Source organism: Sphingomonas sp. DC1600-2 (genome assembly GCF_049897605.1).
Taxonomy (GTDB): domain Bacteria; phylum Pseudomonadota; class Alphaproteobacteria; order Sphingomonadales; family Sphingomonadaceae; genus Sphingomonas.
Genome location: NZ_JAFCWO010000003.1, coordinates 186,868 through 210,875, shown reverse-complemented (window position 1 = coordinate 210,875; position 24,008 = coordinate 186,868). Strand labels below are relative to the sequence as shown.

The following is a 24,008-nucleotide window of genomic DNA, read 5'->3' as shown; positions in this document are numbered from 1 at the left end:
CCTGCCATCCCCTCCTCGGCGATCATAGCCGAGCTTCGCGAAAGCCTGAAGAAGGTGGAACGCGACGGGCTGCGCCGTCGCCCCGTGCTGCCCTTCGGGATCGGCGCGATCGACGAGAAGCTGGCGCCCGGCGGGCTCCGGCTCGATTCGCTGCATGAGATCGCCGCCGCCAGCGCCGCCCCGTCGGACGATGCCGCCGCCACGCTGTTCATGGCCGGAATCGCGGCGCGCGCCTGGGGTCCCGTGCTGTGGGTGGTGCGGCGGCGCGACCTGTTCGCGCCCGGACTCTACCAGGCCGGGCTTGCGCCCGAACGGCTGATCTATGCCGAGGCCGCCGACGATGCCGAACTGCTCGCCTTGATGGAGGAGGGGCTGCGCCACCGTGGCCTTGGCGCGGTGGTCGGCGAAGTGAAACGCGCGGCCATGCCCAATACGCGGCGGCTGCAACTGGCGGCGGAGGGCGGCAAGACCATCGCCTTGCTGCTCAAGCGCCATGCCCGCGCCGCGACCGATAAAGGCGGCGGCAACCCGCTCGCGGTGCCGTCCGCCGCCGTGACGCGCTGGCGTATTGCGGCGGCCCCCTCCGCCCCGCTGCCGGTCGGCGCGGCGGGAGTCGGGCGGGCGCGCTGGCGGGTGGAACTGGTCCGCCAACGCGGCGGCGAACCCGCCGACTGGACGATGGAGGCATGCGATGAAACGGGTCGCCTCGCTCTACCTGCCCGACTGGCCGATCGAACGGCTGGCGCAGGCCGAGCGTATCGCCACGCCGCCTGAGCGCGCGCCGGTCGATACCGTACCGCTGAACGCCATCGCCGCGCAGGAACAGGCCGTCGCCTGTTCGGTGCCGCGCGGTGGTGGCTGGCGTCCCGGCGCGCGCTGGGCGCGGACCGAAGAGCCACCCCGCGGCCGTCGCGCCGGGCGCGTGAGCGAGGCCGCACCGCATCCGTTCAAGGCGATGCCGCCCGATGAGGGCGGCGCGGTGGTGCGGGATCATCGTGTCGGCGGCGACCGTCACCCCGGCCTTGTGCCGGGGTCCACTCCTCTCCTCGAACGACGCAATGTGGTGATGGGTGGACCCCGGCACGGGGCCGGGGTGACGAACAAGGCTGTCATCACCAGCCTCCAATCGGGCAACGCGCTCCTCATCGCCGCCGCTTGCCCCGCCGCGCGTGCGCTCGGGCTCGCGCCCGGCATGGCGGTGACGCAGGCGCGGGCGCTGGTGCCCGGGCTCGACATCCGCCCCGCCGACCCGGAGGGCGACCGCGCCGCCTTGCTGCGCCTCGCCATGCTTGCAGCCAGGCGTTGGTGCCCGGTGGTGATGCCGTCGGGCGAAGACGGGCTGTTCCTCGATATCAGCGGCACCGCGCATCTGTTCGGCGGGGAGGCGCGGATGGCACGGCGGATCGTGGCGTTGCTAAAGCGGCACGGCTTCACCGCGCGCGTCGCCGTGGCGGATACGCCGGGCGCGGCCTGGGCGCTCGCCCGCTACGCCCCGCAAATCTGCCCGCCCGGCGCGCATCCCGACGCCCTCGCCCCGCTGCCAACCGCCGCGCTGCGGCTCGAACCGCGCGCGCGCGACCTGCTCAAGCGGCTGGGGATCGAGACGATCGGCCAGCTCGCCGCCCTGCCCCGCGCCCCGCTCGCGCGCCGTTTCGGCGGCACGCTCATCGCGCGGCTCGATCAGGCGTCGGGGCGGCTGGCGGAACCGCTCAACCCCGTCATCCCGCCCGAAGCGGTCGGCGTCGTGCAGCGCTTCGCCGAGCCGATCGCCACCGCCGAGGCGATCGCGCATTGGCTGGGCGTGCTGATGCCGCGCCTCGTCACCGCCCTGGCCGAAGCGGGGCTGGGTGCGCGGCTGGTCGATCTGGTTGCGGACCGCATCGACGGCGTGCCGCAGCGCCTGCGCATCGGCCTCGCCCGCCCGACGCGCGACGGCGCGCATCTGTTGCGGCTGATCGTGCGCCGGATCGAGGAAATCGCGCCGGGCTATGGCATTGACGCGCTCGCGCTCCACGTCCGCCGCGCCGATCCGCTCGGTGCCGAGCCCTTTGCCGAAACGCTCGAAGACCGCGCGCCCGATCTTGCGCCGCTAATCGACACGCTCGCCAACCGCATTGGCATAAGCGCGCTGTGGCGCAGCGTGCCGGTCGAAAGCGACGTGCCCGAACGCTCGGTCGCCGCCGCCCCGCCGCTCGATCTACCGCCCCGCGCCGCGCCCAAGAGCAAGCCCGACGATGTCCGCCAGCTCGATCGCTCGCGCGCACTCCATCCCTGGGATCCGCGTTGGCCGCGCCCGGTGCGGCTGTTGCGGCGGCCCGAACTGCTCGACCATGTCCTCGCCGAATTGCCCGATCAGCCGCCCAAGCGCTTCACCTGGCGCGGCATGGCGCACCGCGTGGTCCGCGCCGACGGCCCCGAACGCATTCTCGGCGAGTGGTGGAAGCGCGGCACCGAGCGGCACAGCGTGCGCGACTATTTCCAGGTCGAGGATGAGGCCGGACAGCGTTTCTGGCTGTTCCGCCGCGGCGATGGCGAACGCGGCGAGACGGGTGATCTCGCCTGGTTCATGCACGGATCGTTCGGGTGACGTGGTGCGAGCTCCAGGTGACGACGCATTACAGCTTCCTGCGCGGCGCGTCCTCGCCCGAGGATCTGTTTCAGGCCGCCGCCATTGCCGGGATGCCCGCGCTCGGCATCACCGATCGCAATTCGGTTGGCGGGGTGGTGCGTGGGCTAGTCGCCGCCGAACAAATGTCGACGATCCGCCCGATCCGGCTGGTCGCGGGCTGCCGGCTCGATCTGGTCGACGGCACGTCGGTGCTGGTCTGGCCCGAGGATCGCGCCGGCTGGAGCCGCCTCACCCGGCTGCTGACCCTCGGCAAGGGCCGCGCCGATCCGCAAAAGGGCGAGAAGGGCCACTGCTTCCTGCATTGGGAGGATGTCGCGGCGCATGCCGAGGGGCTGGTCGCAGCCCTCGTCCCACGCCTCACCGAAACCTTCGCCGAGAATGACCAGGCGTTGCGCTGGATGGCCGACGTGTTCGGCGCGCGCGGCCATCTCTGCCTGACGCAGCACCGCCGCCCCGGCGATGCGCAGCGGCTCCACACGCTCGACGCGCACGCCCGGCACTTCGGCCTGAGCCCGCTTGCCACTGGCGACGTGCTGTATGACGTGCCCGAGCGGCGGATGCTGCAGGATGTCGTCACCGCGATCCGCCACCGCTGCACGATCGACGCGCTCGGCCATGCCCGCGAACGCAGCGCCGACCGCCATCTCAAAGGCCCCGTGGAAATGGCGCGCCGCTTCAGGCCGCACCCGCGCGCGCTCGCCGCCGCCGCCGCGATCGTCGAGCGCTGCACCTTCAGCTTGCGCGAGTTGAAAGACCAGTATCGCTATCCCGACGAGATCGTGATCAGCCAGCGCACCCCGCAGGAGGCGCTGGCGGCGATGGCACGCACCGCGCTGGCCGATCGCTTCGACGGCACGCCCCCGCCCGCTTATACCAGCTTGCTCGAACACGAACTCGGCCTGGTCGCGCATATGGGCTATGCGCCCTATTTCCTGACGGTGAATTCGATCGTGCGCTATGCCCGCAGCCAGGGCATTTTGTGCCAGGGGCGCGGATCGGCGGCGAATTCGGTGATTTGCTTCGTGCTCGGCATCACCTCGATCGATCCGGTCAAGCACAAGCTGCTGTTCGAACGCTTCATCTCCACCGAACGCCACGAACCGCCCGACATCGACGTCGATTTCGAACACGAACGGCGCGAGGAAGTGATCCAGTGGATCTACGACACCTATGGGCAGAACCACGCCGCGCTCACCGCCGTCGTCAGCCGCTATCGCTCGCGCGGCGCAGTGCGCGAAGTCGGCAAGGCGCTGGGCCTGCCCGAGGACATGACCGCCGCGCTCGCCTCGCAAATCTGGGGCTGGTCGAATGACGGCGTGCCCGAGGAGCATGTCGCCGCGCTCAACCTCGATGCCAGCGAGCCGCGCCTCGCGCTGACGCTCGACCTCGCCACGCAATTGATCGGCACGCCGCGCCATTTGTCGCAGCATCCCGGCGGCTTCGTGCTCGCGCATGACCGGCTCGACGATCTGGTGCCGGTCGAACCCGCCGCGATGGTCGATCGCCGCGTGGTCGAATGGGAAAAGCTCGATGTCGAGGAAATCGGGCTGATGAAGGTCGATATTCTCGGGCTCGGCATGCTCGGCTGCCTGCGCCGCTGTTTCGATCTGCTGCGCAATCATAAAGGCATCGACCTGCGGCTCGACAGTGCCGAGTTGCAGGAGGACGACCCCGCCACTTTTGCGATGATTCAAGAGGCCGACACGCTGGGCACCTTCCAGATCGAAAGCCGCGCGCAAATGTCGATGCTGCCGCGGATGCGCCCCGAAAATTTCTACGACATCGCGATCCAGGTGGCGATCGTTCGTCCGGGGCCGATCCAGGGCGACATGGTCCACCCCTATCTCAAACGCCGCGAACAACGCCGCATCGGCAAGGTGGAGATCGACTATCCCAGCCCCAAATTGCGCGAGGTGCTGGAAAAGACGCTGGGCGTGCCGCTGTTCCAGGAACAGGCGATGCAGGTCGCCATCCTCGGCGCCGGGTTCAGCGCGGGCGAGGCCGACCGGCTGCGCCGCGCGATGGCAACCTTCAAGATGACCGGCGGCGTCGGCAAATTCCGCGATCCGCTGATCGAAGGGATGCGCGCCAACGGCATCAGCCAGGATTTCGCCGAGCGGCTGGTCAAGCAGATCGAGGGCTTTGGCAGCTATGGCTTCCCCGAAAGCCACGCGGCGAGCTTCGCAAAGATAGCCTACGCCTCGGCCTGGCTGAAATGCCACCACCCCGACATCTTCTGCGCGGCGCTGCTCAACGCCCAGCCCATGGGCTTTTACGCCCCCGCCCAAATCGTCCGCGACGCGCGCGAACATGGCGTGCGGGTGGTGCCGGTGTGCGTCAACCGGAGCGACTGGGACACAACCCTACTCCCTCTCCCCGCAAGCGGGGAGAGGGCCGGGGAGAGGGGCACTCAAGATCTCCTTCCCCTCCGCCTGGGCTTGCGCATCGTGCTCGGCCTGTCGGGCGAGGATGCCGGCCGCATCCTCATCGCCCGCGCAACGCGCCCGTTCAGCTCGATCGAGGATGTCTGGCGGCGCGCGGGCGTCTCGCTGCTGACGCTCGAAAAGCTCGCCCAGGCCGATGCGTTCCACGGCTTCGGCATCGACCGGCGCCAGGCCTTATGGGCGGTGAAGGCGTTGGGGCAAAAGCCGCTGCCTTTGTTCGCCGCGATCGAATCCCCCAGCGAACCGAGCGTCACGCTCGCCGCACTCACCGCCGGGCGGGAGGTGGTCGAGGATTACCGCGCGACGCAATTGTCGCTGCGCGCGCATCCGGTCAGCTTCCTGCGCGGCACCCTCGACCGCCGCCGCATCACCCGCTGCGGCGATCTCAAGCGGTTGAAGGACGGCACCCGCGTCGAAGTGGCGGGGCTCATTCTGGTGCGGCAACGCCCCGGCAGCGCCAAGGGCGTGGTGTTCGTCACGCTGGAAGACGAGACCGGCATCGCCAACGCGATCCTGTGGCCCGACCGCTTCGAGGCGCAGCGCCGCACGGTGATGGCGGCGGCGATGCTCAGCGTCAGCGGTCGCGTGCAAAGCGAAAGCGGCACGATCCACATCATCGCCGACCGCATCACCGATCTCACCGGGCTGCTGCGCCAGATCGGCGAGATCGACCTGCCGCGCCTGACCATGCCCGGCGACGGTGCCACGCATGGCGGCACGATCGACCCGCGCGAACGGCGCATGGTGGGGCGCGACCTCGAACCGGTCATCCCGATCCGCAGCCACGATTTCCACTGAGCCTATTTGTTCACCCCACCGTCTGTTCGATCACCCCGAAGATCGGGTGGTGCTTGTCGTCCTCCACCCAGATCCGCACGGTATCGCCCGCTTTCAGGAACGGCGTCTCCGCCGCGCCGCGCAGGATCGTCTCGACCGTGCGCACTTCGGCGAGGCACGCATAGCCGACGCCGCCCTCGGCGATCGGCTTGCCCGGGCCGCCATCCGCATCGCGGTTGGAAACGGTGCCCGACCCGACGATCGTCCCCGCGCCCAGCGCGCGCGTCTTGGCGGCATGGGCGATCAGCGTGCCGAAATCGAAGGTCATGTCGACCCCGCACGCGACCCGCCCGAACGGCTTGCCGTTGAGATCGACCATCAGCGTGCGGTGCAATTTGCCGTCCTGCCACCACTCGCCGAGCGTATCGGGCGTGACGAACACCGGCGAGAAAGCACTGGCGGGCTTGGACTGGAAGAAGCCGAAGCCCTTGGCGAGTTCGCCCGGAATCAGGTTGCGCAAGCTCACATCGTTGGTCAGCCCGACCAGCCGCACCGCCGCCAGCGCCGCTTCGCGACTCGCGCCCTGCGGCACGTCGCCGGTCACCACCACCACTTCGCCCTCGAAATCGCAGCCCCAGCTTTCGTCCGCCAACGGGATCGGCGCGCGTGGGCCGAGGAACCCGTCCGAACCACCCTGGTACATCAGCGGATCGTGCCAGAAGCTGTCGGGCAGCTCCCCCGCGCGCGCCTGCCGCACCAAAGCGACATGGTTCACATAAGCCGATCCGTCCGCCCATTGATACGCGCGCGGCAGCGGCGACGCCGCCTGATGCTCGTGAAAGCGCCGCATCGGGATCATTTCATGTTCCAGATCGGTGCTGAGATTCTGCAAATCGGGCAGCAGCCGGTCCCAATCGTCGAGGGCGGCCTGCAGCGTCGGCGCGATATGCGCGGCATCGGCATACCAGGCGAGATCGTTGGAAACCACGACGAGCTTGCCGTCGCGACCCGATGTGAGGCTGGCCAGTTTCATACACTCTCCTGTTTCGCCCAATCATAGCCCTCCCATAGGGCGTGTCGAGCGCAACCCGCTTGACGAAAGCGTCACCTCACCGCACACCTGCGAAAAGAGTTGCAGACGACAACTGTTATTGGAGAGACCTGACATGACGCTCGATTCCGTCGCCGGCCGCTTTGCCTATACCGAGGATCATGAGGCCTTCCGCCAGACCGTGCGCCAATTCCTGCAAAAGGAAGGCGTGCCGCACGTCGCCAAATGGGAGGAAGACAAGCTCGTCCCCAAGGATTTCTGGATCAAGGCCGGGGCGATCGGCATGCTCTGCCCGACCGCGCCCGAGGCTTACGGCGGGCTCGGCCTCGATTTCGGCTATAACGCGATCGTCGATGAGGAGATGGCCTATAACGGCGTGCCCGCCGGCTTCTCGCTCCAGTCGGATATCGTCGCGGGCTATATCGAAACCTATGGCTCGGAAGAGCAGAAGAAACAGTGGCTGCCCAAGATGGTGTCGGGCGAGGTCATCACCGCCATCGCCATGACCGAACCCGGCACCGGCAGCGACCTGCAGGCGATCCGCACCACGGCCAGGAAGGATGGCAATCACTATGTCATCAACGGTTCCAAAACCTATATTACCAACGGCCAGAATACCGATCTGACGCTGGTCGTCGCCAAGACCGATCCCGATGCCAAGCCCGCCTGGAAGGGCATGTCGATCATCCTGGTCGAGAGCGAGCGCGAAGGCTTCCAGAAAGGCCGCAAGCTCGACAAGATCGGGCAGGACGCCGCCGATACGTCGGAATTGTTCTTCAACGACGTGCGCGTGCCGATGACCAATTGCCTGGGCGAGGAAGGCAAGGGCTTCATTTACCTGATGAGCCAATTGCCGCAGGAACGCCTTTCGATCGCGGTCTCGGTCCAGGCCTCGGCGCAAAAGGCGTTCGACGAAACGGTCGAGTTCACCAAGACGCGCAAGGCCTTTGCCGGAATGGTGTTCGATTTCCAGAACACCCGCTTCGTCCTCGCTGACCTCAAGGCCAAATTGCAAGTCGGCTGGGCACATCTCGACTGGGCAATCGCCCGGCATTTGAAGGGCGAGCTGACCAACGAAGAAGGCGCCGCCGCCAAATTGTGGCACACCGATCTGCAATGGGAAGTGATGGACGCCTGCCTGCAACTCCATGGCGGGGCCGGCTATATGAACGAATACCCCATCGCCCGCGCCTGGCGCGCCGCCCGCGTAACGCGCATTTTCGGGGGGACGAACGAGATCATGAAGGAGCTGATCGGGCGGTCGCTGTAGGGGGGGTGCCCCCAGACCGTCACCCCGGCCTTGTGCCGGGGTCCACCGCGCGGCTGGGTGCCACTCTTGGAAGCAGGGAGAGAGCTACATCGTTGGCCAATCTCGGGAAAAGAATACTCGAGTAAAGCGTTACAACTTTTTTACTAAAGGATGTAATTCGGGCCGTTGCCAAGCGCTATCCACCATTGCACATATAAAATATGTCACAGCAAAATGCGACCAGCCCGCGCACCTTTATATCATACTCTTGGTCATCGCCGACGCATGAAGCATGGGTGCTCTCGCTGGCGTCGCGCCTGCGCGAGGACGGCGTAGATGTTATCCTCGACAAGTGGGACCTGAAACCCGGCCACGACTCGATTAAGTTCATGGAGGGTATGGTCACCGATCAGACGGTGACGAAAGTCATCATGGTTTGCGACCGAGTCTATGCCGAGAAGGCGGACGCGAGGGCCGGCGGGGTCGGTACCGAAAGCCAGATCATCTCACCTGAGATTTACGCCAGTAGCACGCAAGATAAATTCGCCGCAGTCCTCACCGAGGCCGACCAGAGCGGCAACGCTTACCTGCCCGCCTACTATCGGGGAAGAATCTACTTCGATTTCCGTTCAGGTGATGCCTTTGAGGACTCCTACGAGCAGTTACTGCGCTGGCTCGTTAACCGTCCCCAACACCTCAAGCCGAAGCTGGGCGCGATCCCGGAGGGAATTCTCTCCGCGACACCCACCGCCACCGGCACGCAGTCGAGGGCGAGGAGAGCCGAGGAGGCAATTCGCCAAGGCGCAGCTAACGCCGCAGCCTACGTCCGCGAGCATGCCGACGCCATGCTACCTGAGCTGAAAAATCTGGCACCAACGCTCACGAGCGGTGAACCCGCCGACGATAAGGTACTTCTAGCTGTCGAAGCGATGCGTCCATACGCCCGTCAGTTTGTCGAACTTGCGGCCGTCACGGCACGCTATAGTCAGGACGTCCGGGTTTGGGGTGCGATCTTGGCCGAGCTTGAGCGGGTCGGTCGGCTCATGTGGCGCGATCCGGAACTAGGGAGTTGGCACTCACACCAGTTCGATGCTTTCAAAATAGTCGCGCACGATCTCTTCGTCTCAACCGTCGCGGTTGCGTTAGACGAGGAGCGCTTCGATCTGGCATCAGCCACGTTGGCGCGACCATGGCTGGTCCGCGACAACGACGGCGCAAACCGCCAGTCAACATCAGACTTCACCGTCTTCAACCAAAACGTCGAGTCACTTGAGCACCGCAATCGGCGACTAAAGCTCAACCGCATCAGCCTTCACGCAGACATTGTACACGAGGCACACCGGACGGGCGCAGTGCCGAGCTTCGAGAATGTAATGCAGGCCGAATTCGTGATCTTCCTGCGCTCGGTCGGGGAGTCCACGCAGAGGCGCTGGTATCCATTCCCGCTCGTCTACGCAATCGATCGCTTCTCACCCTTTCCGGTTTTCGCCCGGTCGGAGTCTGCGGCCTACTTCGCGCGGCTAGTTTCGGTACTTGGCGTTCCCGATCTCGCCGAGTTTAAACGTCGGCTGGTAGATACGGACTTGAGCCGACGGACGTCGCAGATGTTTGACCACCAAGGCCTCCCGGTAAAGTTTCTAGCCAACGCCGACTTTTTGGGCAGTCGGGCTTAGGTTCCGGATTCGGCCTAGTTCCTTCCCAAACCGACGAGGCACACCCTGCTATGTCCTACACCCCGCCCCCACGCTATAATCCCGCCCGCTCTTTCTCACGGTCGGATCTTCGCACGTTGCGCTTTTACGATATGCGCGAACTTGGTGAAATTTGACGGCCCACACGCCGCGTCTCGCCTAACCTATCACACCCCCACCGCCCAAAAACAAAAAGCCCGGCGGTGGTGCCGCCGGGCCTGAGGTTGCGCCTAGGGAGCAAACCTGGCGTGTCTGAATCCACTATAGGACGAAAATCAGGTCAGAGCGCGTTGCCCGTCGCGGCAGCGGCATTGGTATCGGCTGCGTTGGTGTCGATCACCGTGTCATTGCCGATGGTGTCGTTGCCGAACGCGTCATTGCCGAGCGTGTCGTTGAGCGAGAGATCCTCGTTCGCCACCGCGCTGGTGTTGCTGCCACCGCCGCCGCACGCCGCCAGCGAAAGCGCCATCGCGGCCGTCAGCGTCAGGGCCAAAACCTTCTTCATCGTCGAATCTCCTTGAAATCTCGGCCCAGCCAGCGGCATCCGCACCACTGCCCCCCAGGCACCGCATCAATCTCTACTAAAACGATGTGCATTCAATTGCGTTGATCTTTAGTGCCCCCAAGTTTTTCTTTCAGCGTTTTCGCGTTTCTCCCCGAGCGGCACCCCGCGCCGCGCGCGGTTGACAGCCCCTGCCAATCCCGGAATGTTGCGCAAAACCAAGCCGATCGCGGCGCAAGGGGGACTTTCATGGCGGATCGAATTCTGCCCGCACGGCTGCGGGCGCTGCTGGGTGCCGCGGCCATCACGGCGCTGCTCGCGGGCTGCGTCAGCGACGGCGGGGCGAAGCCTGCGACCGCCTCGACTCCCGCCAAAGCCGGGCCCGGCGCGGGGAAGGGTTTTGCGCATGATCCCTACCCGTCGACCTACAAGCCCTATCCCGGCGTGCCGACGCTCGTCACCCATGTCACCATCTTCGACGGCGAGGGCGGGCGGATCGACGATGGCGCGGTGCTGTTCGCCGATGGCAAGATCGTGGCGCTTGGCCAGAGCGTCGCGGCCCCGGCGGGCGCGACCGTCATCGATGGCACCGGCAAGACGCTTACCCCCGGCATCATCGATATTCACAGCCATTTGGGCGATTACCCCTCGCCCGGCGTCCAGGCCAATTCGGACGGCAATGAAGCGACCGGCCCCGTCACCGCCGATGTCTGGGCCGAACATAGCGTGTGGCCGCAGGACCCGGGGTTCAGCCGCGCGCTGGTCAATGGCGGGGTTACCACGCTGCAGATCCTGCCTGGCTCCGCCAATTTGATGGGCGGCCGCTCGGTCGTGATCAAGAATGTCTATGCCCGCACCGAACAGGGCATGAAGTTCCCCGGCGCGCCTTATGGCCTCAAAATGGCGTGCGGCGAGAATCCCAAGCGCGTTTATGGCTCCAAGGGTCGCGAACCCTCGACCCGCATGGGCAATATCGCGGTCGACCGCCAGACCTGGGCGCGCGCGGCCGAATATAAGCGCAAATGGGATAAGTATGAAAAGGACGGCGGAGAAATCCCCGGCCGCGACATCGCCATGGACACGCTGGCGGGGGTGCTGTCGGGTGAAATCCTCGTCCAGAACCATTGCTACCGCGCCGATGAAATGGCCATCGTCATGGATATGGCCAAGGAGTTCGGCTACCACGTCGCCGCCTTCCACCACGCGGTGGAGGCCTATAAGATTGCCGATCTGCTGAAGCAGAATGGCACTTGCGCCGCGGTCTGGGCCGATTGGTGGGGCTTCAAGATGGAGTCCTATGACGCGATCGGCGAGAACCTCGCTTTGCTGCAAAAGAACGGCGCCTGCGCGATGATCCACTCGGACGACGCCAACGGCATCCAGCGCCTCAACCAGGAAGTGGCCAAGGCGCTCGCCTCGGGCCGCCATGCCGGGATCGACATTTCGGACGCGGTCGCCTGGGAATGGCTGACCTACAGCCCGGCCAAGGCGCTGGGAATCGCCGACAAGACCGGCAGCTTGAAGCCCGGCAAGATGGCCGATGTCGTGCTGTGGAACGGCAATCCGTTCAGCGTCTATACCCGGCCCGAAAAGGTGTGGATCGACGGAGCGCTGCTGTACGACGCCAACGATCCGAAGCGACGGCCCGTCTCCGATTTCGAACTCGGCCAGCCCGGTGCGGGAGATACCAAGTGAAGCGCCTCCTGCTGCTCAGCGCCGCCTTCCTCGCCACCCCCGCCGCCGCCCAATCGGTCGCGATCACCAACGCCAAGCTCGTCATCGGGGACGGCTCCGCCCCGATCGAGGGCGGCACCGTCGTCGTCCGTGACGGCCGCGTCGTTGCCGCGGGCAGGGCGGTCGCGATGCCCGCCGGGATCGCCACGGTCGATGCCGGTGGCCGCTGGGTCACCCCCGGCATCGTCGCGGGCTTCACGCGGATGGGCATCGTCGAAGTCGACGGCGTCGATGAAACCAACGATGCCGGTGCGCGCACCAGCCCGTTCCACGCCGCGATCGACATTGCGCCAGCGGTCAACCCGGCCACCTCCTCGATCCCGCTCAACCGCGCCGAGGGCGTGACCCGCGCGATCGTCGCGCCCGACAATGCCGGGTCGATCTTTGCCGGACAGGGCGCGGTGATCGACCTCGGGGCCGACCGCAGCCCCATCACCCGGGCGCGCGCCTTCCAGTTCATGGAATATGGCGAAGGCGGTGCCCGCGCCGCCGGGGGCAGCCGCCCTGCCGCGCTCATCGCCTTCCGCAACGCCATCGCCCAGGCGCGCGATTATGCCCGCGATCCGGCCCATTATGCCGATCAGGGCAAGGACGCGCTGCTGACGCGTGCCGATGCCGAGGCGCTGGTGCCGGTGGTGAATGGCCGCATGCCCCTGCTCGTCCATGTCGAGCGCGCGGCGGACATGCTCGCGCTGATCGAGCTCAAGCGCGATTTCCCGGCATTGAAGCTGGTGTTCGTCGGCGCTGGCGAAGGCTGGATGGTCGCCCGCGAACTCGCCGCCGCGCATGTGCCCGTCATCGCCTCGGCGCTCGCCGATCTGCCCGAATCGTTCGACCAGCTCGGCGCAACCCAGTCCAATGTCGGGCGGATGAAGGCGGCGGGCGTGCTGGTCGGCATCGGCACGATCAACGACGACGAAGCCCGCCAGGCGCGGCGCGAGAAGCAATATGCCGGCAATCTGGTCGCGCTGACCAAGCTGCCCGGCGCGACCGGCCTCGACTGGAACGCCGCCTTCGCCGCGATCACCTCGGTGCCGGCCGAAGCGATCGGCCTGGGCGACGAGATCGGCTCGCTCAAAACCGGGCGGCGCGGCGACGTGGTGATCTGGGACGGCGACCCGCTCGAACTCGGCACGGCGGTGGCGGCGGTCTATATCGACGGCATCAAGCAACCGCTGCGCTCCCGCCAGGATGCATTGCGCGAGCGCTATATGGTCCCGCAGGAAGGCGCGTTGCCCAAGGCGTATGAGCGGTGAGGCGCGGCTGACGCTCTGCCTTGACGCGGCACCACAACGCCCGCCGTCACCCCGGCCTGGTGCCGGGGTCCACTTCGCAGCGACCGGGCCCTGCATTTGAAGGCGATATCGGCCGCGGCTGGGTGGACCCCGGCACCAGGCCGGGGTGACGGCGGTAGGGCGATTACCACTCCCGCACCTCCGCCTTGCGCCTCCCCCTCCACCATCTTGACTTTCCGCACCGCAGCAGGCATATGCGCCCTATCGAGGCGTCATGCAGCGTGATTAGGTATGCCGTTAACCGGTAGCCCAAGCTCCGCCTCGGTCGTTATCCAACGGACTTCCCTTTTCACGCGGGGTGTCATTTTCCCCCGCCATCCGCGCGTCCAGAACGCGCGTCCATGGCACATGCAATGGACTGAACCATTATGACTTTCGCACAACTCGGCCTCGCCGAGCCGCTCGTCCGCGCGCTCGAAGCCAAGGGCTACACCACCCCCACCCCGATCCAGAAGCAGTCGATCCCGATCCTGCTCGAAGGCGGCGATCTGCTCGGCATCGCGCAGACCGGCACCGGCAAGACGGCGGCCTTCGTGCTCCCGTCGATCCAGCAGCTCGTCAACAACGAAAAGCGCGTGCTGCCGACGCATTGCCGCATGCTCGTGCTCGCGCCGACGCGCGAACTGGCCAGCCAGATCGCCGAGAGCGCCCGCGAATACGGTAAGTTCTCCAAGATGTCGGTCGCAACCGTGTTCGGCGGCACCAGCATCAACAAGAACCGCCAGGACATGGCGCGCGGCGTCGATATCCTCGTCGCCACGCCCGGCCGCTTGCTTGATCTGATCGAGCAGCGCTTTGTCAGCCTCGCCATGCTCGAGATCCTCGTGCTCGACGAAGCCGACCAGATGCTCGACCTCGGCTTCATTCACGCGCTGCGCAAGATCGTGCGGATGCTGCCCAAGCAGCGCCAGACGCTCTTCTTCTCGGCGACGATGCCCAACGCGATCCGCGAACTGGCCAACCAGTTCCTCAACGATCCCAAGACGGTGAAGGTCGCGCCGACGTCGAGCACCGCCGAGCGCGTCGACCAGTTCGTCACCTTCCTCAACCAGGGCGAAAAGCAGGCGCTGCTGACGATCCTGCTGCGCGACGAGAAGGTCGAGCGCGCGCTCGTCTTCACCCGCACCAAGCATGGTGCCGACCGCGTCGTGAAGCTGCTTGGCGCGAACGGCATCGTGTCGAACGCGATCCATGGCAATAAGAGCCAGCCGCAGCGCGAACGCGCGCTCGCCGAGTTCAAGTCGGGCAAGGCCAAGGTGCTCGTCGCAACCGACATCGCCGCGCGCGGCATCGACGTGTCGGGCGTCAGCCACGTCTTCAACTTCGAGCTGCCCAACGTGCCCGAGCAATATGTCCACCGCATCGGCCGCACCGCGCGGGCCGGCGCATCGGGCACCGCGATCAGCTTCGTGGCGGATGATGAGCGGACGTACCTGCGCGACATCGAGAAGCTGACGCGCGTCAAGCCCGAGATGATGCAGCTTCCCGAAGGCTTCACCGCCGAAGCCGCCCGCATCAAGGCGGCACGCCCGGCAGGTTCCGACACGTTCGAACGTCGCGATGACTCGGGCCGTCACCGCGCCCCGCCCAAGGCGACGCATGCGGCACGCCCGACCGGTGATCGCTCGGCCGGTGCCGGCCGTCCGGCTGGTGCGCGCCCCGAAGGCGCAGGCCGTCCGGCAGGCGGCGGTCGTCCCGGTGGCCAGGGTCGCCCCGGCGGCGGCTATGGCCGTCCCGCAGGCGGTCGCCCCGGCGGCCAAGGCCGTCCGGCCGGCGGCGGCGGTGGCCGTCGCTCGCCAGCAGCAGGCTGATCTTTCAATCCTCCCCGGAACGGGGAGGGGGACCGCTCGGCTTCTTCAGGCTGGTAGTGGAGGGGGCTCTCAACAGGCGTTACGCTCGCGGCACGCCCCCTCCACCCTTCGCTGAATGCTCAGGGTCCCCCTCCCCGTGCCGGGGAGGATTATCTATGAATCCGCAACCACTCCTCTTCCGGAGCCCGTGCACTGCGCAAGCGGTTCGCGGGCTCTTCTGTGTCCTCGAACCCGATCGCCATGCCGCAGAACAGCATCCGCTCAGGCGGAATGCCAATCGCATCGCCCACCGTCTCCGGGTACATCCCCCAGCATTCCTGCGCGCAGGTCGCCAGCCCGGCCTCGACCGCGAGCAACATGACATTCTGCAGATACATGCCAAGATCGGCCCATTGCGGCGGCCCCATCCGCCGGTCGACCGTGCAGAACAACGCGGCAGGCGCGCCGAAGAACTGGAAGTTGCGCGCAAACCATAAGCGCCGCGCGGCCTTGTCCTCACGCGGGATGCCGATCTCGCCATACATAGCCTCGCCCACGGCAAAACGCCGGTCGCGATATGGCGCGACCAGCTCCTTGGGATAGATGTCATAAGCGGGGGTCTCCGGCTGGCCCCATTGGAGCTTGTGCAGCACCGCCGCCTTGAGCCGCGCGAGCGGATCGCCGGTCAGCACGTCGATATGCCAGGGCTGTAAATTACCCCCCGTCGCGGCGCGCGCGGCCTTGGTGACGATGCCGTGCAGCACCACCGGATCGACCGGATCGGCGCGGAACCCGCGCACCGATCGCCGCGCCGCAATCGCTTCGCTGACCTCCATCACCCTATCCTTTCGATCATTCGGTATGCGAACCACCTTGCCGAGCGCGGAGGATCACGGCAAGAGAGGTTGCAAATAACAACGGATATGGAGAGTCGAGCATGGCCGAAGCCTATATCGTGGACGCAGTCCGCACCGCCGGTGGCAAGCGCGGGGGCAAACTCGCCGGTTGGCACCCGGTCGACATGGCAGCGGCAGTGCTGGATGCGATCGTCGCGCGCACCGGGATCGATGGCGCCGCGGTCGATGATGTCATCATGGGCTGTGTGATGCAGGGCGGGCAGCAGGCCGGGCAAGTCGGCCGCAATGCCGTGCTCGCCGCCCGAAACCTGCCCGACAGCGTCCCCGCCGTATCGATCGACCGGCAATGCGGCTCCTCGCAGCAGGCAATGCAGTTCGCCGCGCAGGCGGTGATGTCGGGCACGCAGGATATCGTGATCGCGGCAGGCGTCGAGAGCATGACGCGCGTGCCGATGGGCTCGACCGCCACGCTGTTCATGAAAGAGGGGCTGGGCAATTACAAATCGCCGCGGCTGGAGGAGAAATATCCCGGCATCCTGTTCAGCCAGTTCATGGGCGCCGAAATGATCGTCAAGAAGCACGGCTTCGACCGCGCCCAGCTCGACGCCTTCGCGCTCGAAAGCCACCGCCGCGCCGCCGCCGCGACCCAGCGCGGGGCCTTTGCCGATGAGATCATCGCGCTCGACATCGAGACGCCCGAAGGCGTCGTCGCCCACGCCACCGATGAAGGCATCCGCTTCGATGCGACGCTGGAGAGCATCGGTTCGGTCAAGCTGCTGCAGGAAGGCGGCAGCATCTCCGCCGCCAATGCCAGCCAGATTTGCGATGGTGCCAGCGCGGTGATGATCGTCAGCGAAGCAGCGCTTAAAGCCCACAACCTCACCCCGATCGCACGGATCGTGAACTTGACGGTGACGGGCGGCGACCCGGTGATCATGCTGGAGGAACCGCTGTTCGCGACCGACCGCGCCTTGCAGCGGGCCGGCATGAAGATCGACGACATCGACTTGTACGAAGTCAACGAAGCCTTCGCGCCGGTGCCGCTCGCCTGGCTGAAGCATGTCGGCGCAGACCATGCCAAGTTGAACGTCAATGGCGGCGCGATCGCGCTGGGCCATCCGCTCGGGGCCTCAGGCACCAAATTGATGGCGACCTTGGTGCATGCGCTCAAGCACTCGGGCGGGCGGTACGGTCTGCAGACGATGTGCGAGGGCGGCGGCATCGCCAATGTGACGATCATCGAGCGGGTTTGACCACGGCGTCGCCCCGGCGAAGGCCGGGGCCGCCACGTTGCGAAGCGCAACACCGGCACTGCACACACCAAAGCGGCCCCGGCCTCCGCCGGGGCGACGAACTAGGGGAGACCTCATGAATCTCGATTCCACCAAAGCCGCCGTCGTCACCGGCGGGGCCTCCGGCCTCGGTGCCGCCACCGCCCGCGCGCTTGCCGCCAAGGGGGTGAAGGTCGCGATCTTCGATCTGCAGACCGAAAAAGGCGAAGCTGTCGCCGCCGAAATCGGCGGGGTGTTCTGCGAAGTGAACGTGACCTCGGAGGAATCGGTCGACGCCGGTTTCGCCAAAGCGCGCGCGGCGCATGGGCAGGAAGCGGTGCTGGTCTGCTGCGCGGGCACCGGCAATGCGATGAAGACCGCCAGCCGATCGAAGGAAGACGGCAGCATCAAGCATTTCAGCCTGGCCGCGTTCGACTGGCTCATCCAGATCAACCTGGTCGGCACCTTCCGCTGCGTCGCCAAATCGGCCGCGGGGATGCTGACGCTGGAGCCGGGCGAAGATGGCGAGCGCGGTGCGATCGTGATGACCGCCAGCGTCGCCGCCGAGGACGGACAGATCGGCCAAGCCGCCTATTCCGCATCCAAGGGCGGTGTCGTCGGCATGACATTGCCGATCGCGCGCGACCTGATGGGTGAAGGGATTCGCGTCAACACGATCCTGCCGGGCATTTTCGAAACGCCGCTGATGCAGGGGGCGCCGCAAGCCGTGAAGGACAATCTCGCCGCCTCGGTCCCCTTCCCCAAGCGGCTCGGCAAGCCCGAGGAATATGCCAAGCTCGCGCTCGCCATGGTCGAGAACAGCTATTTCAACGGCGAGGATGTCCGCCTCGACGGCGCGATCCGCATGGCGCCGCGGTAACATCTCCCCTCCCGCGTGCGGGAGGGGCTGGGGGAGGGAAAATGATTCCCTCGCACCTGCCCCACGCCCCTCCCCTAACCCCTCCCGCAAGCGGGAGGGGAATAAGGAACCTTCATGCCCCGCCCTGCCCCCCATCGCCTCGACCCCGCCAGCTATCCGCACCGCGAGACGATCCAGACGCGCTTCCAGGATCTCGACGTGCTGGGCCATATCAACAATGTCGCGATGGCCGGTCTGTTCGAAAGCGGCCGCGTGCGCTTCAACCGTGCGATGAACTTGACCGGATGGTCGGGCCATCGCTGGCTCGTCGCCAAGCTCGAGATCAATTATCTGGGCGAGGGTTTCTTCCCCGACGATGTCGAGATCGCCAGCGGCATTGGCGAGATCGGCAACCGCAGCTGGAGCATCCTCGCCGCCGCCTTCCAGAAAGGCGAATGCATCGCCACCGCCGACGTGGTGCTGGTGATGAGCGCCAGTGGCGGCCTGACCGAACTGCCCCCGGAATTCCGCACCGGGCTGGAGGCGCACCGCATTCGCGCTTGAGGGGTGGTGCACACGGCATCCCCCTTCCGTAGAGGGGAAAGCCGCCCCCTTCCCCGTTCGCCCTGAGCCTGTCGAAGGGCACCTCTCCCCCCGCGATCGCTGCGGCCTGAGGAGAGCGGGGCTTCGACAAGCTCAGCCCGAACGGAATTTGAGGGGGGCCTACCTAAAGGAAATCGCCCCTAATCCGCGTCGTGGAACACCGCCGGGCGCTTCTGGATGTTGGCGGCGACTTGCTCCATCATCGGCGGCTGACCGATTACCGCGATCTGCTCGGCGGTTTCGGCCTCCAGCATCGCCAGCGGATCGGCATCGAACGCCATGTTGCACAAGCGCTTTGCCCCGCGGATCGCATTGGGGCTCTTGGCGGCAATGTCGTGTGCCAGCGCCATTGCGGCCACGTGCGGATCCTCGGCGATGCGGGTGATGAAGCCGTGGTGCAGCGCTTCCTCGGCATCGAATTCGCGCGCGGTGTAGATCAGTTCGCGCAGCACGTCGTCACGCACCAGCCCGCGCCAGATCGGGAAACCTGCCATGTCGGGCACCAGCCCCCAATAGAGTTCGCGGATCGAAAAGCGCGTGCCCGGTGCCGCGATGCGGATGTCCGCGCCCGACATGATCTGGAAGCCCCCGCCAAAGGCGACACCATGCACCGCCGCAATCACCGGCACCGGCAGGTTACGCCAGCCCCAGGTCACATGCTGCGGCAAAATTGCGCCCTGCGCGTTGCGGTCGACGCGCGACAGGCCCGAGCCGCCACCCGCCATGCTGGTCATGTCGAGCCCGGCGCAGAACGCCTTGCCCTCGCCCGACAGCACCACCGCGCGCACATCCTTGCGGGGGCCAAGCGCATCGATCGCCGCGCCAATCCCCTCGAACATCGCAGGGTCGATCGCGTTCATCTTGTCGGCGCGGGTGAGCCGCACATCGGCGATGTGGTGCGTGATGGTGGTCGTGACGCGGTCGTTCATACGATCTTACTCCCGGTTTCGCCCCAATAACGGTCGCGAAGCAGCCTTTTGTACAATTTTCCGGTGGCATGGCGCGGCAATTCCGCGGCGAAATCGATCTGGCGCGGGGTTTTCACGCCCGACAGTTCGGCGCGGCACCAGGCGGTCAGTTCCGCCGCCAGCGCCTCGCCCGCCTCGGCCATGTCGACCGGCTGCACCACCGCCACGACACGCTCGCCCATTTCGGGGCACGGCCCGCCGATCACCGCGACATCGGCGACGCGCGGATGCGTGATCAGCCGGTTTTCAATTTCCTGCGGATAGATGTTCACCCCGCCCGAGATGATCATGAAGCTCTTGCGGTCGGTCAGGTAGAGATACCCCTCATCATCGATCCGCCCAATATCGCCGAGCGTCGACCAGCCGCGCGCATTGCGCGCCTCGGCGGTCTTGGCGGGATCATTATGATATTCGAACGCACCGCCGCCTTCGAAATAGACCAGCCCTTCAGCACCGGGCGGCAAATCTTCGCCGTGTTCATCACAGATGTGCAGCACGCCGTACGCCGCCTTGCCGACCGAACCCTTGTGCGTCAGCCATTCGGGCGAGGCGATCGTGGTCAAGCCATTGCCCTCCGATCCGGCATAATATTCGTACAACACCGGCCCCCACCAGGCGATCATCGCTTCCTTCACCGGCACCGGGCACGGCGCGGCGGCATGGATCGCGACCTTGAGGCTCGACAGGTCATAGCGCGCGCGAGTCGCTTCATCGAGCTTCAGCATGCGCACGAAATGCGTCGGCACCCATTGGCTGGCGTTGACATGATAGCGCTCGATCGCGGCAAGCGCGCGTTCGGGGTCGAAATGCTCCATCATCACCACCGTACCGCCCAGACGCTGCACCGTCATCGACCAACGCAAAGGGGCGGCATGATAGAGCGGCGCGGGGCTGAGATAGATGCTGTCAGGGCCAAGGCCATACAGCCCGCGCGCGAGCATTTCGAGCACGGTCGCGCCGGCAATATCGGGGTCTTCGGGCAACGCGACCCGCACGCCCTTGGGGCGTCCTGTGGTGCCGGAGGAATAGAGCATGTCGATCCCCGCACGCTCGTCGGCGATCGGCGTATCGGGCATCGCAGCTACAGCACTCTCCCACGCTTCCCAGCCCTCAATGGAACCCCCGACCGAAAAACGTTCGACATCGCCGGGCAGCCCCGCCGCCACGTTCGGCAGACTGGCAGACAGCACGATCAGCGCCGCCCCCGAATCGCGCAGGATATAGTCAACTTCCGGAGCGGTGAGCTTGGTCGAGATGCACACGAAAAACAGTCCGGCGCGCTGCGCACCCCAGGCGATGTCGTAAAATTCGGGCGTGTTCTCCAGGCACAAGGCGATCGTGTCGCCAACCTTCAACCCGCGCGCACGGAACACATGCGCCGCGCGATTGGACCGTGCGTCGAGCGCGCCGAAGCTGATCGTCTCGCCCGTCTCAGCGACGATCAGCGCGGGTTTCGCGGGATCGGTCCGCGCGTGAACGCTCGGGTGCGACATATCAGGGCCCTCTCACCGGCTATTTCGTTTCGTTTTGAAACGCGAAGCTATACCGCGTTTTCCGGCACGGCAAGGCGGTAGCCCACGCCCTTTTCGGTGTGCAGCAACGGTGCCGCGAATCCCCGATCCAGCTTGGCCCGCAACCGTGACACATGCACCGCAACGACATTGGTGCCGGGATGAAAATCCAGCCCCCACACCGCCCGCCGCAATTCGTCGTGAAGCACCACTTGCCCAGCATGTTCGGCCAGATGCAGCAGCAGGCGATATTCGCGCGGCAATAAATCGAGCGTATGTCCCGAGCGCAAAACGCGACGCTCGACTCGATCGATTTCCAACGCGCCAAGCCGAAGCCGCCCCGGCGCACGCCGCACCAGCGCCGCCAACCGCGCGGCGATCAGCGCATCGCTGGCCGACGATGCAACCGCATCATCGGCACCCGCGTCGATCGCGGCCGCCACCGCTGCGTCGTCCCCTGCAACCACCACGAGCATGGGGATATCGGCTACCCAGCCCGTCCCGCGGAGGAACTGCACCCCGGCGCGCGCGGACGATCCATCCGCCACGAAATGAAGGCCGCGCTTCGCTGCCTCCACACCAAGTCCGGGACGGTGCGGGCCCAAGGCCAGAACGGGTTCCACCGCTCCTGTTTAGCAGCCGCCAAATGCGCAAATGCTGTGCTTTAAATCCGTTTTGGACCCAAAAGGGCTTGCCGAGCATAGCCCGCGACATAGCCATCGGGATCGCCCAGACCGCGTGCGAGCACTGCGCGCCGCTCCGCCTCCCCGGCGTGGCGCGAAGCCAGCGCCCGCAGCGCCGTCACGCGCATGCGGGGAGCCGGGTGACGCGTCGCCAATTCATCAGCGAGCGCCACCCCATGCTCGCCCGCAAAATGCACCGCGAGCGCGACCAATGCCTCGGAAGGGGCCGTGGTCAGCCCCTCGGCAATCGTGCCTCCCGTCACGTCGAAGCGGAATTGGTCGCACCATGGTTGAGCGCGGTCGTAAGCAAGGATATTGAGCGACACCGACAAGCTGTCGGGCGGCAATTGCCGGTGTACGTCGCGCCGCGCGCGATACAGCAACACCTTGCCCGGTTCGAGCCGCGATCGCTCGACAAATCGCAGGCCCGCGACTTCGCCGGGCAAGCCGGTCACGGCATCGACGTCATAATCGTAATAATCGCTCCAATAGCCCGGCCCCTGATAGCCGACGGTCAGGAACGAGAAATTATGGTCGTGCGGCAGATCGTAGAAGAACGGCGCGGTGCCGCTCGCGCGCACAACCGCATCGTTGCGGGCCGGCCAGAAATTGGCACGCAACACATAACGGCCATTGGCCGGCCGCAACAGGAACACCTGCGCGCCATAGGAATTGCCGTTCGACTGCCCCGAACAGCGGTCCTCCAGTTCCGCAATCACGAGATCGGCCAGGAAGTCGCGGTTGCGCCCGAGCCGCGCCAAAAGCGGCCCCAGAGCTGCAAGCGAATCCTCGTCGCGGGCATCGAACGGTGTCTCATCGAGCGTCGCGACCAGATCGTCGAGGCCGATCGCGTCGCCGTCACCGGGATCGAGCAAGCGCGGCATCAGGCAGCGATTCGCTCTTCAACCAGCGCCAATGTCGCGGTCGCCGCCGCGCGCACCTCGGCATTGGGGTCCGCCTCCGCCATTTCCCGCAGGCGTGGCAACGCCGCGCGCGTGTCGATCGCCAGCCACTCGCGCATCGCGCCCCACCGCAGGAAGAAGGCGGGGTCGCGTGTCGCGGCGGCGAAGCGCTCTTGCGCTCCAGGGCGTTGCGCCAGGCGGAGATAGGCGAGCAACATCTGCGTGCGCGCGGCCCGATCGTCATTGGTCGCTACGCGCACCAAGGCACCCGTCTCGATCGCATATTCGCGTGCGTAAGGGGCCGTTTCAGTCCGGATCGTTGCGTTGAGCGTCACCACATCGCTCCGCGCGCCGTCGATCAAATGGCCGCGCGTGCGTCCGTCCAGACGCACCACCGCGCCATCGCGCAGCACAAGATCTGGGGCGGCGCTGCACGGTCGCGCCGTCGCCGCCGAGAAATCCGGGCCCATCGGCTCGGCATCCCACAACCGCAACCGTGCCTCTCCGGCACGGACATACCGCATCAAGGTCAGGCGTCCCGGCACCACCACCGTTTGCGGCGGAGGCAAAACCGCCAACGCGTCCGCCGACAGCACCGTCGCTGCAATGGAGACGACCGGGTTTTCGTACACCACGGTCCCGATCCGCAGGCCATCGCGCGCGACGCGAAAGGGAGGCTCGAACCATGGATCGTCGCTCAAAGCAGCGACAAGCGGCGCGATCAGCGCACCGACCCAGCCCGTATCGGCCAGCACCGCGACCACCGCATCCTCCACCGCCGGGACAGAGAATGCGGCCTCCAGCGCACGATACGGCTCGCTCGCCCGAAAACGGGCGGCGGCGGCAAAAGACCGTGCCGCCGCCGCATCGAGCGCGCTGCGCTCAACCATTCGGGTAAATTTCATAGATCAGGATCGCGACACCTATGATGTAGTCAAACACATCATCGCCAACCAATTCGAGGGTGCGGATCGCTCCGCTGGTGCCGATCTGCGTTCCAAGATCTACGATCTGGTTGATGTCGAGGTTAAAGATATCCATCGCGCGCCTCCCTTTTGTCCATCAACAATGCGCCGGATCGACCGGCCATCCGATGCTAAGCGCGCAGAGGCACAGTCGAGGAGTTAATTCGGTGTAATATCGCGGGGTGACCGCCCCCACACTCTTTCGGCGCGTCCACCAACGCGCTTGC

At 66.2% G+C, this 24,008-nt stretch carries 20 protein-coding genes; 11 read left to right on the top strand and 9 right to left on the bottom strand.

The annotated features are described in order from the left end of the window. Positions 1 to 54 precede the first annotated feature (54 nt). Genes ACP7BL_RS07705 through ACP7BL_RS07695 form a run of 3 tightly spaced genes read left to right on the top strand, consistent with a single transcriptional unit; the run spans position 55 to position 5,871 of the window. Positions 55 to 774 carry an ImuA family protein gene (locus tag ACP7BL_RS07705; RefSeq protein ID WP_372889541.1) on the top strand — a complete coding sequence of 240 codons (720 nt, stop codon included), beginning with the start codon at positions 55 to 57 and terminating at the stop codon, positions 772 to 774. Next, positions 692 to 2,587, top strand: coding sequence for a DNA polymerase Y family protein (locus ACP7BL_RS07700; protein WP_426258012.1), 1,896 nt, complete (start codon positions 692 to 694; stop codon positions 2,585 to 2,587). The genes ACP7BL_RS07705 and ACP7BL_RS07700 overlap by 83 nt, the downstream gene beginning before the upstream one ends. Continuing rightward, positions 2,584 to 5,871, top strand: a complete 3,288-nt coding sequence (locus ACP7BL_RS07695) for an error-prone DNA polymerase (protein ID WP_426258011.1) — start codon at positions 2,584 to 2,586, stop codon at positions 5,869 to 5,871. The genes ACP7BL_RS07700 and ACP7BL_RS07695 overlap by 4 nt, the downstream gene beginning before the upstream one ends. A 10-nt stretch (positions 5,872 to 5,881) precedes the next feature. Here the strand turns inward: ACP7BL_RS07695 and ACP7BL_RS07690 are convergent, their stop codons facing one another. Next, positions 5,882 to 6,883 carry a fumarylacetoacetate hydrolase family protein gene (locus ACP7BL_RS07690; protein ID WP_299106539.1) on the bottom strand — a complete coding sequence of 334 codons (1,002 nt, stop codon included), beginning with the start codon at positions 6,881 to 6,883 and terminating at the stop codon, positions 5,882 to 5,884. Positions 6,884 to 7,016: 133 nt separating this feature from the next. Between ACP7BL_RS07690 and ACP7BL_RS07685 the strand changes: the two genes are divergently transcribed. Together ACP7BL_RS07685 and ACP7BL_RS07680 are read left to right on the top strand one after the other, a co-directional pair. Continuing rightward, on the top strand, positions 7,017 to 8,171 hold the full coding sequence (locus tag ACP7BL_RS07685) for an acyl-CoA dehydrogenase family protein (protein ID WP_033967317.1): 1,155 nt from the start codon (positions 7,017 to 7,019) through the stop codon (positions 8,169 to 8,171). Positions 8,172 to 8,371: 200 nt separating this feature from the next. After that, entirely contained in the window at positions 8,372 to 9,823 is a 1,452-nt protein-coding gene (locus tag ACP7BL_RS07680) for an SEFIR domain-containing protein (protein ID WP_299106544.1), read from the top strand. A 298-nt stretch (positions 9,824 to 10,121) separates the two neighbouring features. Here ACP7BL_RS07680 and ACP7BL_RS07675 read toward each other — a convergent pair whose 3' ends face one another. Beyond that, entirely contained in the window at positions 10,122 to 10,346 is a 225-nt protein-coding gene (locus tag ACP7BL_RS07675) for a hypothetical protein (protein ID WP_010406861.1), read from the bottom strand. Positions 10,347 to 10,592: 246 nt separating this feature from the next. Between ACP7BL_RS07675 and ACP7BL_RS07670 the strand changes: the two genes are divergently transcribed. From ACP7BL_RS07670 to ACP7BL_RS07660, 3 genes are all read left to right on the top strand, one after another. Further along, entirely contained in the window at positions 10,593 to 12,038 is a 1,446-nt protein-coding gene (locus ACP7BL_RS07670) for an amidohydrolase (RefSeq protein ID WP_299106557.1), read from the top strand. Then, positions 12,035 to 13,333, top strand: coding sequence for an amidohydrolase family protein (locus tag ACP7BL_RS07665; RefSeq protein ID WP_299106559.1), 1,299 nt, complete (start codon positions 12,035 to 12,037; stop codon positions 13,331 to 13,333). The genes ACP7BL_RS07670 and ACP7BL_RS07665 overlap by 4 nt, the downstream gene beginning before the upstream one ends. Positions 13,334 to 13,740: 407 nt before the next feature. Beyond that, positions 13,741 to 15,183, top strand: a complete 1,443-nt coding sequence (locus ACP7BL_RS07660) for a DEAD/DEAH box helicase (protein ID WP_341203872.1) — start codon at positions 13,741 to 13,743, stop codon at positions 15,181 to 15,183. 149 nt (positions 15,184 to 15,332) lie between these two features. On the opposite strand, the gene ACP7BL_RS07655 is transcribed toward ACP7BL_RS07660, so the two are convergent. After that, positions 15,333 to 15,998: a nitroreductase gene (locus tag ACP7BL_RS07655; protein ID WP_426258010.1), complete on the bottom strand. Its 666-nt coding sequence runs from the start codon at positions 15,996 to 15,998 to the stop codon at positions 15,333 to 15,335. Positions 15,999 to 16,099: 101 nt separating this feature from the next. Between ACP7BL_RS07655 and ACP7BL_RS07650 the strand changes: the two genes are divergently transcribed. The 3 genes from ACP7BL_RS07650 (at position 16,100) to ACP7BL_RS07640 (ending at position 18,713) form a co-directional block, all read left to right on the top strand. After that, positions 16,100 to 17,272 (top strand): acetyl-CoA C-acetyltransferase, encoded by a 1,173-nt coding sequence (locus tag ACP7BL_RS07650; RefSeq protein ID WP_426258009.1) that lies wholly within the window; start codon positions 16,100 to 16,102, stop codon positions 17,270 to 17,272. A gap of 115 nt (positions 17,273 to 17,387) precedes the next feature. Then, on the top strand, positions 17,388 to 18,170 hold the full coding sequence (locus tag ACP7BL_RS07645) for an SDR family NAD(P)-dependent oxidoreductase (RefSeq protein ID WP_426258008.1): 783 nt from the start codon (positions 17,388 to 17,390) through the stop codon (positions 18,168 to 18,170). A gap of 114 nt (positions 18,171 to 18,284) precedes the next feature. Then, positions 18,285 to 18,713, top strand: coding sequence for an acyl-CoA thioesterase (locus ACP7BL_RS07640; protein ID WP_426258007.1), 429 nt, complete (start codon positions 18,285 to 18,287; stop codon positions 18,711 to 18,713). 179 nt (positions 18,714 to 18,892) lie between these two features. Here ACP7BL_RS07640 and ACP7BL_RS07635 read toward each other — a convergent pair whose 3' ends face one another. The 6 genes from ACP7BL_RS07635 to ACP7BL_RS07610 are packed head-to-tail and all read right to left on the bottom strand — an operon-like array spanning position 18,893 to position 23,857. Then, positions 18,893 to 19,681, bottom strand: a complete 789-nt coding sequence (locus ACP7BL_RS07635) for a crotonase/enoyl-CoA hydratase family protein (protein ID WP_426258006.1) — start codon at positions 19,679 to 19,681, stop codon at positions 18,893 to 18,895. Continuing rightward, positions 19,678 to 21,213, bottom strand: a complete 1,536-nt coding sequence (locus tag ACP7BL_RS07630; RefSeq protein WP_426258005.1) for an acyl-CoA synthetase — start codon at positions 21,211 to 21,213, stop codon at positions 19,678 to 19,680. Before ACP7BL_RS07630 ends, ACP7BL_RS07635 begins: the two co-directional genes overlap by 4 nt. Positions 21,214 to 21,260: 47 nt before the next feature. Then, a complete protein-coding gene (locus tag ACP7BL_RS07625; RefSeq protein ID WP_137902673.1) occupies positions 21,261 to 21,854 on the bottom strand; it encodes a winged helix-turn-helix domain-containing protein in 594 nt (197 codons plus the stop codon). A 41-nt stretch (positions 21,855 to 21,895) separates the two neighbouring features. Then, on the bottom strand, positions 21,896 to 22,798 hold the full coding sequence (locus ACP7BL_RS07620) for a transposase (protein WP_126845504.1): 903 nt from the start codon (positions 22,796 to 22,798) through the stop codon (positions 21,896 to 21,898). Next, positions 22,798 to 23,706 carry a hypothetical protein gene (locus ACP7BL_RS07615; RefSeq protein ID WP_126845503.1) on the bottom strand — a complete coding sequence of 303 codons (909 nt, stop codon included), beginning with the start codon at positions 23,704 to 23,706 and terminating at the stop codon, positions 22,798 to 22,800. Before ACP7BL_RS07615 ends, ACP7BL_RS07620 begins: the two co-directional genes overlap by 1 nt. After that, positions 23,699 to 23,857 (bottom strand): hypothetical protein, encoded by a 159-nt coding sequence (locus ACP7BL_RS07610; RefSeq protein WP_156142986.1) that lies wholly within the window; start codon positions 23,855 to 23,857, stop codon positions 23,699 to 23,701. The genes ACP7BL_RS07615 and ACP7BL_RS07610 overlap by 8 nt, the downstream gene beginning before the upstream one ends. Positions 23,858 to 24,008: the final 151 nt, after the last annotated feature.

Coding starts and splice junctions, on each gene's coding strand:
- ACP7BL_RS07700 (WP_426258012.1), top strand. CDS start 692: ATGAAACGGGTCGCCTCGCTCTACCTGCCCGACTGGCCGATCGAACGG.
- ACP7BL_RS07690 (WP_299106539.1), bottom strand. CDS start 6,883: ATGAAACTGGCCAGCCTCACATCGGGTCGCGACGGCAAGCTCGTCGTG.
- ACP7BL_RS07685 (WP_033967317.1), top strand. CDS start 7,017: ATGACGCTCGATTCCGTCGCCGGCCGCTTTGCCTATACCGAGGATCAT.
- ACP7BL_RS07680 (WP_299106544.1), top strand. CDS start 8,372: ATGTCACAGCAAAATGCGACCAGCCCGCGCACCTTTATATCATACTCT.
- ACP7BL_RS07675 (WP_010406861.1), bottom strand. CDS start 10,346: ATGAAGAAGGTTTTGGCCCTGACGCTGACGGCCGCGATGGCGCTTTCG.
- ACP7BL_RS07670 (WP_299106557.1), top strand. CDS start 10,593: ATGGCGGATCGAATTCTGCCCGCACGGCTGCGGGCGCTGCTGGGTGCC.
- ACP7BL_RS07660 (WP_341203872.1), top strand. CDS start 13,741: ATGACTTTCGCACAACTCGGCCTCGCCGAGCCGCTCGTCCGCGCGCTC.
- ACP7BL_RS07655 (WP_426258010.1), bottom strand. CDS start 15,998: ATGGAGGTCAGCGAAGCGATTGCGGCGCGGCGATCGGTGCGCGGGTTC.
- ACP7BL_RS07650 (WP_426258009.1), top strand. CDS start 16,100: ATGGCCGAAGCCTATATCGTGGACGCAGTCCGCACCGCCGGTGGCAAG.
- ACP7BL_RS07645 (WP_426258008.1), top strand. CDS start 17,388: ATGAATCTCGATTCCACCAAAGCCGCCGTCGTCACCGGCGGGGCCTCC.
- ACP7BL_RS07640 (WP_426258007.1), top strand. CDS start 18,285: ATGCCCCGCCCTGCCCCCCATCGCCTCGACCCCGCCAGCTATCCGCAC.
- ACP7BL_RS07635 (WP_426258006.1), bottom strand. CDS start 19,681: ATGAACGACCGCGTCACGACCACCATCACGCACCACATCGCCGATGTG.
- ACP7BL_RS07630 (WP_426258005.1), bottom strand. CDS start 21,213: ATGTCGCACCCGAGCGTTCACGCGCGGACCGATCCCGCGAAACCCGCG.
- ACP7BL_RS07620 (WP_126845504.1), bottom strand. CDS start 22,798: ATGCCGCGCTTGCTCGATCCCGGTGACGGCGACGCGATCGGCCTCGAC.
- ACP7BL_RS07615 (WP_126845503.1), bottom strand. CDS start 23,706: ATGGTTGAGCGCAGCGCGCTCGATGCGGCGGCGGCACGGTCTTTTGCC.
- ACP7BL_RS07610 (WP_156142986.1), bottom strand. CDS start 23,857: ATGGATATCTTTAACCTCGACATCAACCAGATCGTAGATCTTGGAACG.